Source organism: Psychrobacter coccoides (genome assembly GCF_017498085.1).
GTDB classification, from domain to species: Bacteria; Pseudomonadota; Gammaproteobacteria; order Pseudomonadales; family Moraxellaceae; genus Psychrobacter; species Psychrobacter coccoides.
In genome coordinates, this window is sequence record NZ_JAGBKM010000020.1 from 12,347 (window position 1) to 29,287 (window position 16,941).

Genomic DNA, 16,941 nt, shown 5'->3' on the forward strand with positions numbered 1-16,941 from the left:
ATAGGAAGTCAACCAATCGAAAAGGAAGTCAATCATATGTCCACTAAAGCTAAAGTCGCGATCATAGGTTCAGGCAATATCGGCACCGATCTGATGATCAAAATTCTAAAAACCTCTGAAAACCTAGAGATAGTCGCCATGGTTGGTGTTGATCCTGAGTCTGATGGATTAGCACGTGCCAAACGCATGGGAGTAGGGACTACTCATGAAGGTATCAATGGTCTGGTTGCTATGCCCGAGTGGGAAGAGATATCCATTATCTTTGATGCTACTTCAGCCTCTGCGCATGCCACTCATTCAAAAGTTTGTCGTGACGCTGGCAAAGTCATTGTTGATCTGACCCCAGCCGCTATAGGTCCCTTTATTGTTCCTGCCGTCAATGGCGAGAGCAATATCGAGCAGCCTAATGTCAATATGGTGACTTGTGGTGGTCAAGCCACCATCCCAATGGTTCATGCCGTGTCGCGTATAGCACCAGTACACTATGCAGAAATCATTGCTTCTATATCCTCAAAATCGGCAGGGCCAGGTACTCGTGCCAATATTGATGAGTTTACCGAAACGACCTCACAAGCCATAGAGCAAGTAGGCGGCGCTAAAAAAGGTAAAGCCATCATCGTATTGAATCCTGCTGAGCCGCCTATGATCATGCGCGACACGGTATTAACTTTTTCTGAAGACGCTAACGAGGATGACATTAGAGCCAGTGTTGATGAGATGGTCAAAGAGGTACAAAGCTATGTGCCTGGCTATCGTTTAAAGCAAGAAGTACAGTTTGAGCGTTATACCGAGCAAAATCCATTGCACATACCAGATATCGGTACGCTGACAGGACTCAAAACGTCGGTATTTCTTGAGGTAGAGGGTGCGGCTCATTATCTACCTTCTTACGCGGGCAATCTAGACATTATGACCTCAGCGGCTCTTAAAACAGCTGAAAAGATTGCAGTAGCCAGACAAGCAAAAGGTGGAGAATAATCATGACTAATAAAAAATTGTACATCCAAGACGTCACCCTTCGTGATGGTATGCATGCCATACGTCATCAGTACGGTATTGATCATGTTCGTGATATCGCCAAAGCGCTAGAAGATGCTGGTGTTGATGCTATTGAAGTTGCTCATGGTGATGGCTTAAGTGGCAGTAGCTTTAACTATGGTTTTGGCGCTCATACCGACTGGGAGTGGCTAGAAGCGGTCGCTGACGTATTAGATAAAGCCGTCCTAACGACTCTTTTATTACCTGGTATCGGCTCTGTTAAAGATCTAAAAAGAGCTTATGACCTTGGCGTACGCTCAGTACGTGTCGCAACCCACTGTACCGAAGCGGATGTCTCCAAGCAGCATATCGAAACGGCCAAAGAGATGGGTATGGACACCATTGGCTTTTTGATGATGTCACACATGGTGTCGCCCACCAAACTGGCAGAGCAGGCCAAAATCATGGAGTCGTATGGTGCTGGCTGCGTTTACGTCGTAGACAGTGGCGGTGCGATGAATATGCATGATATTGCAGATCGTGTTAAGGCGCTAAAAGACACGCTCAATGATAGCACTGAGCTTGGTATTCATGCGCATCATAATTTAAGTTTAGGCGTCGCAAACAGCATTGTTGCAGTCGAAAATGGCGTGACTCGTGTTGATGCTTCCTTGACTGGTATGGGCGCTGGTGCTGGAAATGCACCATTAGAGGTATTCATTGCCGCTATTAACCGCCTAGGGTGGGAGCATGGCTGTGATCTTTATAAGTTGATGGACGCCGCTGAAGACTTAGTCAGACCATTACAAGATCGCCCAGTTCGCGTTGATCGTGAGACGCTGACACTTGGCTATGCCGGTGTTTATTCTAGTTTCTTACGTCATGCTGAAAAGGCATCAAAGCAGTACGATATTGATGTACGTGAGATATTGGTTGAAGTCGGCAAGCGTAAGCTGATTGGTGGTCAAGAGGATATGATCGTTGATGTGGCTTTAGATTTAATCAACAAGGCCAAGGGGTAGTGAACATGGCTAATAGAGATATCGTATCTACACTGTATGAGCGTATGAGACTGCCAGTGATCGTTGCTCCAATGTTCCTTATATCAGGCCCTGATATAACCATTGCTGCAGCTAAAGCGGGAATTATAGGCTGTTTTCCTGCGCCTAATGCACGCACGATTGACATATTAGAAGAGTGGTTAGACCAAATAGCGACTGAGCTTAATGGCACAGAATATGAAGGTATGTGGGCGATGAACATGATCGTGCACAGAAGCTATGACCGTTTTGAAGCTGAGCTGGCATTGGTTGAGCGCTATAAGCCCAAGTTTGTCGTGACAGCCCTTGGTAGCCCTAAGCGCGTGCTTGAGAGAGTCCATGCGTTTGGTGGCAAGGTCTTTGCTGATGTCATCAATGCAGAGCAAGCAGAAAAAGCAGTCGCAGCAGGCGTTGATGGACTTATCTTGGTCTGTTCTGGAGCGGGTGGACATACTGGTAAGTATTCTGCTTTTGCTTTTGTAGAAGAAGTTCGCCGTTTTTATGATGGTCCTATCATCGTTGGCGGAGCCATACAAAGTGCCAGATCAATTGCTGCTTTGCTCGCACTTGGTGCCGACTTTGCTTATATGGGTACACGTTTTATCAGCTGTCCCGAGAGTTTAGTCACTGATGATTATCGCAATATGCTGGTTGATTCAAAAATGTCAGATATTGTAACTTCAGATGTCGTCTCTGGGGTTATGGCAAACTGGCTAAAAGCCAGTTTGGAGAAGTCTGGCTTTGATCTTAAGTCAGATAAAGGCAGCACAGAAATTGATTTTTCTGATATCCACGGTGAAAGTAAAGCTTGGAAAGACACATGGGGTGCAGGTCACGGTGTCAGTGCAACTGAATGCATTGAAAGTGTAGCAGAGGTTGTCGAGTCATTGGCAAGCCAGCTTGGTACTTTAAAACCTGCTCTTGAACATAAATTATCTGCTTGGCCTAAATGGTAGTCGCTATTTCGACTACCTAGCAGCATAAATTACACATTATCAGCTTTAAGAAATTCTAGAACACGGATTGTGATAGTAAAGCTTTGTTATAAGCAGTCTTTACAAGTGTGCTTGGGTTTTGCAGTTATAAAATGCTATTTGGCATTGAATATAAGCTGATCTATACCACGGAAGGATGATCAAAATGATTGATTTTGTTTTAAATACCAACCAAGAAATAGCGCTTGGTCGTCATGATGTTATTACTGAGGTAAACGCTCAAGGGGACATGGTATTGCGCAACCAAGAGCCACTCAATCTAGATGAGCATACGATGCTAGATTGTATCGATCATTGGGCTCAGCGTTCGCCAAACACAGTCTTTATGCGTGAAAGAGCGGCTGACGGTTGGTCGGAGATATCCTACAAAGAGTTTGCCTCTAGGGTCAAAAGTACCGCGACTCATTTGGGGTCTTTGGATATATCCGCTGACAAACCATTGATGATCATTGCACCAAACTCTATCAACCATGCATTGGTCGCCTTTGCTGCGATGACGCTTGGTGTCCCAGTAACGCCAGTCTCCATAGCCTACGCCCTGTACGGTAACACCTTTGAGCGACTAAAAAGCATCATTGATACGGTGAAGCCTGGTGTTATCCATTTTAGTAATACCAACATCTTTAAGAATGCGGCCAAATCAGTCCTTGCAAATTACGATATCCCTTGTATTGCTTTTAACTCAGATATGGATGAGATCCCAGCAGTCCGTAGCTTGGCGCAGATAACAGAAGCAGAAGTTACAGAAAGAAGAAATGCAGTGACTCAAGATACGATTGCCAAAGTCATGATGACTTCAGGCTCCACAGGCAATCCAAAAGGGGTAATTAATACTCATAGAATGATGTATAGCAATCAATTTGCGCTTTATAAAATGTGGCCGTTTTTAAAGCAGATGACCCCAAGCTTAGTGAGCTGGCTACCTTGGAGTCATACCTTTGGCGGTAATGTATGCGTCAATATTGCCCTATTTAACGGTGGAACCATAACGATTGACGATGGTAAGCCAGTACCTGGACATATCGGTCGAACCATTGAAAATTTATGCATGATTGAGCCTAACATTCACTTCAACGTCCCAGCTGGTATTGAAGCTTTGCTTGCAGAGTTTGAAGACAACCATCGTCAAGCACGTATATTCTTCTCTTCGGCAAAAGTTATTTTTATCGCCGCAGCCGCGTTACCTGAAAAAACCAGAAACAGGTTGTCTGAGCTGTCTATGGAGCTCATAGGTAGCAGTCCAAAACTCTTAGCAGGTTGGGGCTCCACAGAAACAGCACCTTTTGCGACTTGTCTAAATTTTGATTCAGATAAGTCGACTAATATTGGCGTTCCTATGCCTGGCACTGAGATTAAGCTAACTCCAGTACAAGATAAGCAAGCGTTAGCTGTACGTGGCCCTAACGTGACTCCAGGTTATTGGCGTAATGAAAAAGCAACTGCGGAAGCCTTTGATGAGGATGGATTTTATTCAATGGGCGACGCGGGTAGATTGATTAATCCAGATAACCCATCAGAAGGGCTGGTGTTTGATGGCAGGACTTCAGAGAACTTTAAGTTGCTCTCAGGCACTTGGGTCAATGTAAATGCCATTAGAGTAGCAGTCGTGACCGCGCTAAAACCTTACTTTTTAGATGCAGTCATAACTGGACACAATCAGTCTGAAATTGGACTGTTAATTATTCCCAATATTGAGCGTTTGGCCAAATTATACAATCTTGATGAAACACAGCAGCATGCCGCACATCTGCAAAGTGTTAATGAGATAGTAGAGCAAGCAACCAATCTATTGCAGGAATATAACGAAATATATTACAGCAATAGTAAAAGAATAGGTCGGTTTGCCATCATACCTGAGCAGCCATCGATTGAGAAAAATGAAATCACTGATAAGGGCTATCTCAATCAACGAGCTTTGTTAGCAAACTGGTCAGACCTGATAGACCAAATGCACGCCAAAGAAAGAAAGGCAAGTATTTACTTTCATTCTTTTTAACCTAAAACAACCCACTTTTTTAATACGGAGAACAGACATGTCAATAGATATTCGATCACTTGTGGATCATAAAAATGGATTGATAGATAGACGCATTTTTTGGGATGACGCCATCTATCAACAAGAGCTAAAACAGGTTTTTGCCCGCTGCTGGCACTTTGTCGCGCATGAATCACAAGTCAAATCCTTTGGTGATTTTATTACCACTTACATTGGTGAAGACGCCGTTATCGTCGCTAGAGCGAAAGATAAAAGCATCAATGTCATGCTTAATGCTTGTCCGCACCGCGGCAACAAGGTTTGCTTTGCTGGTGAAGGTAAGATTCGCTCATTCGTTTGTAACTATCATGGCTGGGCGTTTGGTTTAGATGGCGCACTCAATGGTATGCCTGCTAATGAGTTATACGATCAAACTGAAGGCTTCAAAAAAGAGGACTGGGGTCTGCACAGAGCGCGAGTAGAAACCTATAAAGGCCTAGTATTTGCGACCTTTGACGAAGAAGCACCGTCTTTAGGAGAGTATCTGGGCGATTTTCGTTGGTATCTCGATGCGATTTTGGACGTAGATGATAAAGGCACTGAGTTTTTGCCAGGTACCACACGCTCGTTACTTAAGTGCAACTGGAAATACCCTGCAGATAACTTTGTCGGCGATATCTATCATGCCTTATGGACGCACCTTGGTGCTGCAGAAGCAACGCTTAAAGAAGCAGGCGGCATTGTCGTCAGTAATGAAAACTCCTATCAAGCTAGTGTCAACGGTCACGGTTGGGAATTCTCATTAGCCAATAACTTTGGTAATGCGGCGACCATGGGCGATAAAGATATCATCAAATACTTGCGTGCCCGTGAAGCAGAGATCACTAAGCGTTTAGGTGAAGCACGCGGGAAAATGCTCGGTTCGGTAGCATCGGGCCTTATCTTCCCTAACTTTGCCTTCCTACCTGGCTATTTAACTTTTAGAACTTTTTTACCCAAAGGGCCAACAGAAACAGAACTGCATAGCTGGACTTTGGTTCCTAGCGAAGCCTCAGATGAGATCAAAGATAAATGGCGCTTAGGTGCTATGCGTACCTTTTCTCCAAGTGGTATTTTGGAGATGGATGACGGTGAAAACTGGGAGCATGCCACACTTGGCAACGCAGGATACGTCACTCGTAATCAAAAGCTTTTTTATGGCATGGATCCAACGAAAGGCGAAGCGGTACCTGTTGACTTACCAGGTACGGTGACTAAGGGTCAGCTTAATGATGCCAACCAACGTTTGTTCTTTAAGCGTTATGCAGAGTTTATGGAAGCTGACAGTTGGGCTGATATTCCATTAGCGGAAACAAAATACTAAAAAGGAGCTAGTCATGACTATGACCAGAGATCAGTTGTTAGCGCTTGACGCTAAAGGCGAGCATGTGGACATACAAACTTACTTTGATATTCAAAAGTTTGTCAATCATGAAACCTATCTTTTAAATCATGAGGTTCTCGATGAATGGGCAGAAAACTTGGAAGATGACCTAGTCTACTGGGCGCCTATCCGAGAAAACATCCTACGCAGAAGCCGCACACCAGAGATTACTACGGCTAGAGTGTCGCTGTTTGAAGAAGACAAAGACTCCATCATGATGCGCCTAAAACGTAATGACAGTGGTATGTGCTGGACAGAAGATCCGCCAACCCGTCAAGTAACTGCGATATCAAATCTACAGGTTTTTCACACCGATAAAGCGGACGAGTTTGAAGTTCATACGGTATTTACTTTATATCGTAGTCGCTTTGAGCGTGATGATTCTACCTTGATGGGCAGACGTAAAGATATCTGGCGTAAAGTCGGTGATGAGTATCGCTTGGCTGGACGACTGATATTGCTGCAACAATCTACGTTACTGACCAAAAACCTCAACGTATTTATGTAGTCTTTTATAAAATTTAATAGGTAATCTTAAGGCAACACTATGCAAATGCTACTTGATAGACGAGTAATTGTTACCGGTGCTGGCAGCGGTATTGGTAAGGCAATAGTCAATAGATTTTTAGAAGAGGGCGCGCGCGTCCTTGCCGTGGTTCGTAAGCCTGAGCAGGTCGAAGAGTTCTTGGTTCATGATAATTTTTGTCACGTGGTAGGTGATGTTAATGATTATGCTACCAACGAGCTTGCTGTTACTACGATAACTGACAAGTGGGGCGGGCTTGATGTCATGATAGCAAATGCTGGTGTTTGGGATTTTTTTAAAAAGCTACAAAAAATGTCTGCTAAAGAGCTAGAAGACGGTTTTGAGCAAATCATGTCAACCAATGTTCGAGCGGTATTGATGGCAGGACACGCCAGCTATGCGGCTCTGCAAGACTCTCACGGCTGTCTTATTACTACTGGCTCTAACGCTTGCTTCCGTCCTGGTGGCGGCGGCCCTCTTTATATTGCCTCTAAATACGCACTTCGTGGTGTGGTGGCTCAGTTGGCTCTAGACTTTGCACCTCATGTGCGGGTATGCGGCGTCGCACCTGGTGCCACGGATACGCCAATCGGCGGTACTGATGCGCTAAAGCAAACTGGCAAATCAATGAATAAAGATCGCACCCGCTTAGAAGCGATGGGCAAGCACATCCCTCTAGGCCGTGTCTCCTCTCCTGAGGAACATACCGACCTATATGTCACTTTAGCAAGCGCAAAGGGCGCACGGTACGTGACAGGTACTATTTTAGTCAGCGATGGAGGACTGTCTGCCGGTCAATAGTATTAATAATAAAGCTTCTTAGATTTAAGAGTAACCCACCCTAAGTTTTATATTTATTTCAAACTCAAGGAAGAGTCTATGACTACCTCTGTGCTTAATGTTGCACCCAAAAAACCCTCAGCAATGTATGTGACACTGTTTTTGTGTTTTTGTATTGCTATTTTAGAAGGATTTGATATTCAATCAATCGGTGTTGTCGCTTCATCGATTCAGTCAGAATTTGCCTTAAGTAAAGGCGAGCTAGGTTGGATTTTTAGTGCTGCTACTTTAGGCATGTTTCCAGGCGCGATTGTCGCTGGCCGTCTCTCAGACAAAATAGGCCGTAAAAACATATTGATTATCAGTGTGGCGTTATTTGGCTTTATGTCGCTTATGACAGCATTCACGACGGATTTTACGTCATTAGTCATAGTGCGATTTTTGACAGGTATTGGCATGGGCGGTGCGCTACCTCTGATAATTGCCATGTCATCAGAATCAGTACCTGAGCGTTGGAGTGCCACTGCAGTGAGTGTGATGTATGCAGGTGTACCCTTTGGGGCAGGTATCACAGCCATAATCGCAGGTGGGTTTACGGGTATTGGCGAGTGGAAAAATATTTTTTACTTAGGCGGACTGACACCTATCGCTCTTGTCCCTATCTTACTTTTATTTTTAAAAGAAACTTATACCAAAAAGGAGGTTAAGCAAGACGCTGTCACCGAAAACACAGACTTTAAGTTTATCTTGTTCGGTGAAGGTCGTACCGCAACGACTATTCAAATCTGGCTGAGTTTTTTAGGTACCTTAATTGTTTTGTACTTTATCTTAAACTGGCTGCCCGTTCTCATGCAGAATAACGGCCTTAGTATGAAGAGTGCAAGCAATATCCAACTGGCCTATCAGGTGGGCGGGGTGTGTGGGGTGCTTATCTTAGGCTGGTTACTATCCAACATCAAACTAAGATCAGTCGTCATCATGATCTATATCGGTATCCTAATCGGATTGTCTGCATTGACATTCTCTAAGTCTTTGACAGCGCTAGTACTAGCATCAGGTATTTCAGGGTTCTTCATAACCGGTGGTCAATCTGCTTTGTATGCGTTAGCGGCTCGAGCTTATAGCAAAAACATGCGTGGTACAGGCGTTGGCGTCGCCGTCGCTATGGGACGTATTGGCTCATTTGTAGGGCCTTTATTAGCGGGTGTTATTTTCTCTTATAATTCAAACTCTTCATTTGTTATTGGCAGCAGTATTCCCGTCATACTTATCGCTGGTATCGCTGCCATACTATTAGCAAATAACATTGCTAGACGTGAAAAAGCAGATACAGCAGCACTCACAAAGAGTTAATGACCACATCTATATTAGAGCTTAGTATCAGTATTAAGGCAATTGAAAAGACTGTTTAATGTTCTTGAGTCGTTTCATTTGCCTTATTTTGGCTAGGGCGAACCCTCCTTTTTATCTGCATTTTTTAATGAGGACACGTCCTAATTATATTCACAAAATGGAATTTATTAACTAAACAACAGGGAAGGTAGAAATCATGAGTAATTTAAAAAAAGCAACATTGGCATTAGCGGTGCTGGCGCTAGGTACCAACGCTCAAGCCATAGAGTTAATCACTAATGGCGATATGACCTTGAGCTTAGGCGGCTATGTCAAAGCAGAAGGGGTATTTAGATCACCTGATGATCAAGATTCTGATTTTGAAGGCAGTATACGAGAATCAAGAATTAATCTAAAAACCACTACGCTCGTTGATGATAAAAAACTGACAGGTTTTATTGAAGGTGATTTTTATGGAAACTATAGCGGCTACGATAGTGGTACTCCTGAGCTTCGGCTACGCCATGCTTATGTGCAGTTAGATAACGTGACCGTCGGTAAGACTTGGAGTGGACAGTTTTTTGCTGTTGCGCCACGCTTAACTGAGCAGCTCGATTTTTATGGTACAGGGTTTGGTACGATAGCGGGTAGCGGGCTGTATGTTCGTCCAGATTTGACTTTGCACTACGCCAACAAGGGGCTTCGTGTCACAGCGCAAGACCCTATATCTGATGATGCCGACTTACCTGACATGGTGGTGAGCTATAGTGATGACATATCTAATTTTGGCTATACCCTTGCGGCAACTGCCCGCGATGCCAACACGGGCGTAGAGGATGAGTTAGATACGGAGCTGGGATTAGGGGTTTCATTAGCAACCAAGCTCACTTTAGGCGATGGCTCATTACATGGCAGTGTTTATACTGGTGAAGGCATGGGTGTCTACTCTGGCGTGTGTACTACGGGAGCCCTAAACCCTGGCAATACTTTAAGCTGTGATGCTGAAAATGGTGAGCTTGTGTCGCAGACTGGTTTTAGCGTGGGTTATCGCCATGTCTTTTCTCCCAAACTGCGAGGTAATATGCGTTATGGGGAAGTGAAGGTCAATAACGATGCGGACACCTCAATTAACATTAAGAGTGCCAACCTTATCTACAGCTATTTACCCGATCTGGATATTGGTGTTGAATGGCGAGATCGTAGCGATACGACACTCCCATGGCGACAAAAAGGTCAGGAAGTTGAGGTGATGGCTAAGTATAGTTTTTAACTTAGACATCAATCTCTATCAGTATGTTGTACTAGAGCATGTTCCTAATCTAAAAGATTAGGGACAGGACTCTTTTTTGCCGCTTTATTGATAAAAACTGACATATAGAATAACTATACTTACAATTTTTATCTGCAAATCGTCTAAAAAGCAGTCTCTGTCAGTACCATAAATGTATTCTATAGTCAGTTCAAAGTAAAACTGTTATGGATTTAAATGCGCTACTGGTGGTATAAATTTTACTTGCGTGCTGCTATCACAGAGGCTGCGCAAAATTCATCCCAGCAGCGCTATGTCATTTTTAGAGTAAATCGACTATATAAAGCCCCTAGCATTTCATACACGACTTTGATAGCTGTCGTCAAAGTAATATTCACAGATCATATTTTGACACAACTGCAAAGCAATACGAAAAACACTCACTATTCTGAGGTAGCTTGATATGCCAGCCCTTCTACAATGTTTGTCGCATACGCCTTTAGTAGGTCTGGTGGATCCCGATAAGCCTATTCTTGACGAGATTAATGGTGTTATTGCTGAGGCACGTAAAGAGATCGAGGCCTTTGATCCAGAGCTGGTATTGCTGTTTTCTCCAGATCATTACAATGGATTTTTTTATGATGTGATGCCACCTTTTTGTATCGGTACAGCCGCTCATGCTATTGGTGATTTTGGTTCAGCAAAAGGCGATTTATTAGTACCAGCCGAACTTGCTGAGGCCGCTGTACAGTATGTTTTGGATGCCGATATTGATGTGGCTGTCTCGTATAAAATGCAAGTGGACCATGGTTTTGCTCAGCCTTTAGAGTTTTTATTAGGCGCTATAGATAAAGTGCCCGTTATACCAGTATTTATCAATTCGGTTGCGGTACCGCTGCCTTCCTTTAAACGTGCTCGGTTATTGGGCGCAGCACTGGGGCGCTATGTGGCAACATTGAATAAGCGAGTGTTGATTATAGGCTCAGGTGGCTTATCTCATCAGCCGCCAGTGCCGGAGCTGATGACTGCAAATGAGTTGGTCAAAGACCGCATGCTTGGCAGTGGGCGCAATCTCCCAGCGGATGAGCGTCAGGCCCGTACTCAGCGTGTGATTGATGCGGCACGTCACTTTGTGGCTGATCAAAATTCGCTATTTCCACTGAACCTAGAATGGGATCAGTGGTTTTTGCAGCAATTAATTACTGGCCGAATTGATGAGTTAGATTTGCTAAGCAATCAAGAGGTCTCTGAAAAAGCGGGAAAATCTACCCATGAAGTAAAAAACTGGGTGGCGGCGACAGCGGCTATGGCAACTTTTGGTGATTACCAAAAAAAATCCAGCTACTATCGTCCGGTTCCAGAATGGATCGCAGGATATGGCGCACTAACCCTAACAAGCGTTGAGTAGATTTTTGAATTTATGACAGTTTTGTTTTCAACTGACTATATAACTATAATATCGAGGAGTTTAAATATGACGCAGCAATGGACGGAAGCAGAAACCAGTAAGTTTATAACCATAAAAGAAGGCGATACCGATCTTAATATTCACTACAACGATACCGAAAAAGGCGAGCAAGCTGTGGTCATGCTGCACGGTTCTGGTCCAGGCGCTAGTGGCTGGGCAAATTTTAATCGTAATATTGAGCCGCTGACCGCAGCAGGTTATAGAGTGATTTTGATGGACTGTCCGGGCTGGAGTAAAAGTGACAGCATAGTCAATGAGGGCTCTCGTTCGCACCTCAATGCTCGAATCCTCAAAGGACTACTTGATGGGCTAGGTCTTCATAAGGTTCATATCATCGGCAACTCTATGGGCGCACATAGTGCTGTCGTCTTTGCTATGGATTATCCTGAGCATGTCGATAAGCTGATACTGATGGGCGGCGGTACGGGTGGCGGTAGCATGTTTACGCCCATGCCAGCCGAAGGTATCAAGCGCATCAGCAAGTTGTATCGTGAGCCGACTATAGAGAACATCAAAGAGATGATGGATATCTTTGTCTATGATACCAGTCATTTGACAGAAGCGTTATTCCAAGCCCGATTAGACAACATATTAGCACGTGAAGATCATCTAGAAAACTTTGTGAAAAGTAGTGAAGCCAACCGCAAACAGTTTCCAGATGTTGGCCATCGTTTAGATGAAGTCAATAATGAAACCTTGATCATCTGGGGTCGTGACGATCGCTTTGTCGCTATGGATTTGGGTATTCGTCTCTTAAATGGTTTGCCACGAGCGGAGTTACATGTGTTTAACCGCTGTGGCCATTGGGTGCAGTGGGAGTATGCTGACAAATTCAATCGTATGGTATTAGATTTTCTAAAACACGGTATTTCATAACCACTTATCAGTAAAAGTGTACAACTAAAACCACCATCGACAGCACTTTAAAAGCATCATTTTAAAAGTGCTTTCGATGATTATTGGCTGGCTTTGTGACGTCTACTCATTTTAACCTGACATACAATACGTTTAGAGCCCACTCAGTAAGCTATCAATGTAACCTACGCAGAAACAGCCTTGTTTAGTCTGTTTGGCAAGCTAGGCATAGCTGACGTGCTGAATCGGAAAAACCTTATCATAAATCCAGTTATATGAGAAAGTATAAACCAAATAAAAACCAACCAATGAAGCATCCATAATAAAGGCCTCCCATAGACTGATCTGCAAATACCAAGCCACCATGGGCAGGTATAGCATCAACAAACCACCTTCAAACAATATAACGTGCAGCACCCTAATCAAGGGCGTCTTAAATGTGCTGCCTTTTAAGCTTAGCATCCCTTTATCAAAGGCAATATTAAAAGCATAGTTCCATAGTGTCGCCATAATAGAGCCTGCAATGGCAATGACACTAATGTCTTTAATAGAAAAACTAAAGAAAAAGCTCATAATAGGAATGGAGAGGATCAAGGCAAATACTTCAAAGCCAACAGCGTGACGAATACGATCTCTATGAGTTCGCATGGTTCATCCTTATAAAAGGTTATTTAATTGGTTCCATTGTATCTGTTAAACTCATACTTCAAAGTTACGACCTATAGGAAAAACCGATAGATGAACTTTTCTTTAGAGCAACTACAAGCTTTTGTAGCGACAGTAGAAACGGGGTCGTTTTCGGCCGCAGGACGCCGACTGGGTAAAGCGCAATCATCAGTTAGTGCTGCTGTGGCGAACTTAGAAGTTGATTTAGACAACATTTTGTTTAGTCGTGATAGTCGCTATCCTGAATTGACAGAAGAGGGCACACGTCTTCTGGCTGAAGCGTATTTGATATTAGAGCGCTGCGAGCATTTTTTTGGGGTGGCCAAAAGCTTAAGCGAAGGCGTGGAGAGCCGGTTGGTGCTGGCAGTTGATGATCTCTATCCATCGGAGTGGTTGGCACGGTTGCTTGATGAGTTCGATAATCTATTTCCAACGGTCGAGCTTGAGTTGCTACTGCCCATTATGGAAGATGTCAGTCGTCTGATTATGGACAAGCGAGCGGATTTGGGCATTATGTGGAGCCAAGAAGATTTACCCTCGAATATTAGCTTTCATACTTTAGGCTGGATTCCGCTGAAGATGGTGTGCTCGCCTGAGCATGAGATGGCAAGTAAAACCGTAGGTTGGGAGGACCTAAAAAGATACCGTCAATTGATTGTAGCGACAAGAAATGATAGCCAAGAAAAGTCACGTTTACGGGTTGCTTCTGATGTGTGGTGGGTTGAGAGTCAGTGGCTTATCATTGAGCTGGTACAACGTAATCTTGGTTGGGCATTGGTGCCCGAACATATCGTTATTGAGGCCTTAAAGGAGGGCGTATTGGTATCACCAAAGCTTGACTTTGATAAGCACAGTTGGCCTGTGGCAGTGGAGCTGGTGTGGCATAAAGAAAAACCCTTGGGTAAGGCAGGTGCGTGGTTAAAGCAGGCGGTCATCAGTCTAGATCAGCAGCTATAGTCTGTCGCTAGCCGGACAGCGCTAACTGCTGCGTTTAATATCTCTTCAAACATTTACAGGCAATAACACCTCAACCACCAGCCCTGTCCTACCATCTTGGCGGTTTTTCGCAGTGATATGACCCTTATGCGCAGCAATGATGGCTTGAGCAATCGCCAGTCCAAGACCATAGCCTCCGACATGGCTACTACTTTTATCGGTGGACAAGCTTCTATTCACAGGTTTGGTCGTTTTTGGACGTTGTCTGGCAGTATCTAAGCGCACAAAAGGCTCAAATATACGCACCAAATCCGCTTTGGCTATTCCGTCTCCTTGATCCACAATGCTTACTCTTAACGCATCTTTATCCTGTTGGGTGACTGTGCTGGTGAAGTCAATCTGCGCTACGACAGTAGAAAATGGCGTAGAATGTATAAAGGCATTACGGATGATGTTTTCAAAAGCGCTATGCAGCTGTTCTGCATTACCAAGGACGACGTATGGCTCCTGAGCATTAGCATTTATAATCGATGCTTGTGCTGAATGTTGTGTACTCATATCAGTCTTGGCCACACACTCATTATCAAAGCATTGGCATTGCCAAGTAATATGTTTGTCCTGAAACTCAAAGCAAACGTCTTGACCGATATCATTGAGCAGCCGAACTATATCTACTGCTTCATAGTCTGTAGGCGAGCTTAGATAGCGCTGCATCTGTAATGATTGGATATGAATGATTTGGGCGATCAGCTCATTCATTCGAGCCGACTCTCTTTGAATGCGATCCAGATAAGGCATCGCTTCTGGCGCACAGTCACGGCTAAGCTCAGTTGCCACATCTAGACGAGCCAAGGGAGAGCGCAGCTCATGTGAGATGTCGCTGAGCATCTGCTTACGTGCCAGCTCGCTATCCACGAGTCTATCAGACAGTCTAGCCACGTCTTTGGCAAGTGTGCCCAGCTCGTCGTCGCCCAGTTGAGATAAATCATCGGCTGTATAGTCGCCTTCGCTCATACGATGTACAGCAGACTGTACCTGATTGATACGTCTGGTCAAGGTTCGGCTGAACCAATAACAAGCCATCAGGCTAAAGAATAAAATAATAGCAAAGCGTACAGAAAAATGGGTTTGTCGCAATGCTATTAGATCTTGTAGAGGCAGGCGAGGGTGAAGCTGTACGGTATAATGATAGCCATCAGCCGACGTGACGGATATGTCTTGCAGCTCAGGGTAGTTATCTGCGTCTGGCACGACATCTTGAATGATTGAGTTAAAAGGTAAGATAGAGTGGTGGGGTGGTTCAGGTGGCCTATTACCTTGGCCGGCACGCCATCTAAGCCGTGAGGATAGTGGCGCACCTTGTTCATCAATGATGACAATTTGATCTTTAAGCCTGCGCTCACGGCGGTAGATTTGTTGCACAGCATCATAGTCGCCTGATTCAAGAGCTTGTATAACGTCTTGGCGCACGGTTACCAAATGCGTCACTTGTCTTGCCATACGTGACTCTAACGCCTGTGTATTTATCCATCTCTCTATCGCAATGGACATGACAGATGTTATCAGCAATAAAAACAATAGGCTGATAAACAGTCGCCAAAATAGAGGAACAGCCAGTGTTGGCATGCGCCTAAGCGTTGATTGAGTGTCCATTAAAGTACCAACTGATAGCCTTTTGTGCGAATGGCTTTGATAGGCTCATTGTGAAAAGGTTGAAGTTTTTTACGTAGGCGTGACACATGCACATCAAGACTACGATCAAAAGGTTGTAGCTCACGCTGTAATACCGTTTTTGACAACCACTCTTTACTCACCACCTCGCCTTGATGCTTGAGTAAAGCAACAAGCAAATCAAACTCAGTTCCTGTCACTTGCAGCTCTACATCATCGACTTTGCAAACACGACGATTTTGATCCAGTAGCATGCGCCCATGAGTGAGTACCGTAGCCTCTACTGACGCTGTTGGTGCAGCACTACGCTTGATGACTGCGTTGACACGTGCCAAAAGCTCTCTTGGATTACAGGGTTTGGCAATATAGTCATCAGCGCCAAGCTCAAGGCCGATAATACGATCAATCTCATCTCCTTTAGCCGTCAGCATAATGACCGGAATCCTCTGAGTAACTGGCAGCTGACGCAACACACTAAGGCCATCGATCTTAGGCATCATAATATCAAGTACCAACAGGTCATACTGATAATCAGGGTTTCGTAGCCTCTCTAGCACTTGTGCGCCATCATACACACAGTCGCAGCTGATCCCATGATTGCCAAGGTACTCTTGTAGCAACTGAGTCAGCTCTTCGTCGTCATCACCAAGCAAAATATGCGTCATATGAGGGTCCTAGTCATACTTTAGTCTTAAATTAAAAATACTGTCCATACTCTGAGCAGAATCTAATTGTGCAAGTCCTGATGAGGTAGTGCATAAGCTTACAAGAAATAAAGGCAAAATAGTGACAAACGTTACCTTTCTTAAAGTTTCACAAACCTACGCAACATCGATATCACTTATGATTTCTGTTGTCGATAAAACCTGGTTTTATCACCTATCACCGTAAAACCACCACTTCACGGGGTGGATATAAGGCGACATGTACTGTCATAAGTAGTGTTTAAAGGGTTGTAAGTTAAAATTACCCTCGCCATACTAAAGGTATGAAAACCCTCAAACTACGCATTAAAGACAAGCACATAAAACAGCTGAACCAGCTAAG

The 16,941-nt window shown here is 44.2% G+C and carries 15 protein-coding genes; 12 read left to right on the forward strand and 3 right to left on the reverse strand.

Features of this window, described 5'->3' with window-relative positions; translation table 11 throughout:
• The first annotated feature begins 36 nt into the window (after positions 1–36).
• The 11 genes from J3492_RS10470 to J3492_RS10520 all read left to right on the forward strand — a co-directional run bounded on the left by J3492_RS10470 (position 37) and on the right by J3492_RS10520 (position 12,642).
• Entirely contained in the window at positions 37–978 is a 942-nt protein-coding gene (locus tag J3492_RS10470) for an acetaldehyde dehydrogenase (acetylating) (protein ID WP_207991998.1), read from the forward strand.
• 2 nt (positions 979–980) lie between these two features.
• Entirely contained in the window at positions 981–2,000 is a 1,020-nt protein-coding gene (dmpG, locus tag J3492_RS10475; RefSeq protein ID WP_207991999.1) for a 4-hydroxy-2-oxovalerate aldolase, read from the forward strand.
• A gap of 5 nt (positions 2,001–2,005) precedes the next feature.
• Positions 2,006–2,974, forward strand: coding sequence for an NAD(P)H-dependent flavin oxidoreductase (locus J3492_RS10480; protein WP_207992000.1), 969 nt, complete (start codon positions 2,006–2,008; stop codon positions 2,972–2,974).
• A 184-nt stretch (positions 2,975–3,158) separates the two neighbouring features.
• Complete coding sequence (locus J3492_RS10485; protein WP_207992001.1) at positions 3,159–5,009, forward strand: AMP-binding protein; 1,851 nt, start codon at positions 3,159–3,161, stop codon at positions 5,007–5,009.
• Between the two features lie 37 nt (positions 5,010–5,046).
• Complete coding sequence (locus J3492_RS10490) at positions 5,047–6,351, forward strand: aromatic ring-hydroxylating oxygenase subunit alpha (RefSeq protein WP_207992002.1); 1,305 nt, start codon at positions 5,047–5,049, stop codon at positions 6,349–6,351.
• Positions 6,352–6,364: 13 nt separating this feature from the next.
• Positions 6,365–6,919, forward strand: coding sequence for a 3-phenylpropionate/cinnamic acid dioxygenase subunit beta (locus tag J3492_RS10495; RefSeq protein ID WP_207992003.1), 555 nt, complete (start codon positions 6,365–6,367; stop codon positions 6,917–6,919).
• A 39-nt stretch (positions 6,920–6,958) separates the two neighbouring features.
• Positions 6,959–7,738, forward strand: a complete 780-nt coding sequence (locus J3492_RS10500; RefSeq protein WP_207992004.1) for an SDR family NAD(P)-dependent oxidoreductase — start codon at positions 6,959–6,961, stop codon at positions 7,736–7,738.
• A gap of 78 nt (positions 7,739–7,816) precedes the next feature.
• The gene (mhpT, locus tag J3492_RS10505; RefSeq protein WP_207992005.1) at positions 7,817–9,070 is read left to right on the forward strand and encodes a 3-(3-hydroxy-phenyl)propionate transporter MhpT; all 1,254 of its coding nucleotides are present in this window, start codon (positions 7,817–7,819) and stop codon (positions 9,068–9,070) included.
• 196 nt (positions 9,071–9,266) lie between these two features.
• Positions 9,267–10,319 carry a hypothetical protein gene (locus J3492_RS10510; RefSeq protein WP_207992006.1) on the forward strand — a complete coding sequence of 351 codons (1,053 nt, stop codon included), beginning with the start codon at positions 9,267–9,269 and terminating at the stop codon, positions 10,317–10,319.
• A 442-nt stretch (positions 10,320–10,761) separates the two neighbouring features.
• A complete protein-coding gene (locus tag J3492_RS10515) occupies positions 10,762–11,706 on the forward strand; it encodes a 3-carboxyethylcatechol 2,3-dioxygenase (RefSeq protein WP_207992007.1) in 945 nt (314 codons plus the stop codon).
• A gap of 66 nt (positions 11,707–11,772) precedes the next feature.
• Complete coding sequence (locus J3492_RS10520; RefSeq protein WP_207992008.1) at positions 11,773–12,642, forward strand: alpha/beta fold hydrolase; 870 nt, start codon at positions 11,773–11,775, stop codon at positions 12,640–12,642.
• A 201-nt stretch (positions 12,643–12,843) separates the two neighbouring features.
• Here the strand turns inward: J3492_RS10520 and J3492_RS10525 are convergent, their stop codons facing one another.
• A complete protein-coding gene (locus tag J3492_RS10525) occupies positions 12,844–13,269 on the reverse strand; it encodes a PACE efflux transporter (protein WP_207992009.1) in 426 nt (141 codons plus the stop codon).
• Positions 13,270–13,359: 90 nt separating this feature from the next.
• Between J3492_RS10525 and J3492_RS10530 the strand changes: the two genes are divergently transcribed.
• Positions 13,360–14,244 carry a LysR family transcriptional regulator gene (locus J3492_RS10530; protein WP_207992010.1) on the forward strand — a complete coding sequence of 295 codons (885 nt, stop codon included), beginning with the start codon at positions 13,360–13,362 and terminating at the stop codon, positions 14,242–14,244.
• Positions 14,245–14,289: 45 nt separating this feature from the next.
• On the opposite strand, the gene J3492_RS10535 is transcribed toward J3492_RS10530, so the two are convergent.
• Positions 14,290–15,849 (reverse strand): sensor histidine kinase, encoded by a 1,560-nt coding sequence (locus tag J3492_RS10535; protein WP_243453224.1) that lies wholly within the window; start codon positions 15,847–15,849, stop codon positions 14,290–14,292.
• A 26-nt stretch (positions 15,850–15,875) separates the two neighbouring features.
• A complete protein-coding gene (locus tag J3492_RS10540) occupies positions 15,876–16,559 on the reverse strand; it encodes a response regulator transcription factor (RefSeq protein ID WP_207992012.1) in 684 nt (227 codons plus the stop codon).
• Positions 16,560–16,941 lie beyond the last annotated feature (382 nt).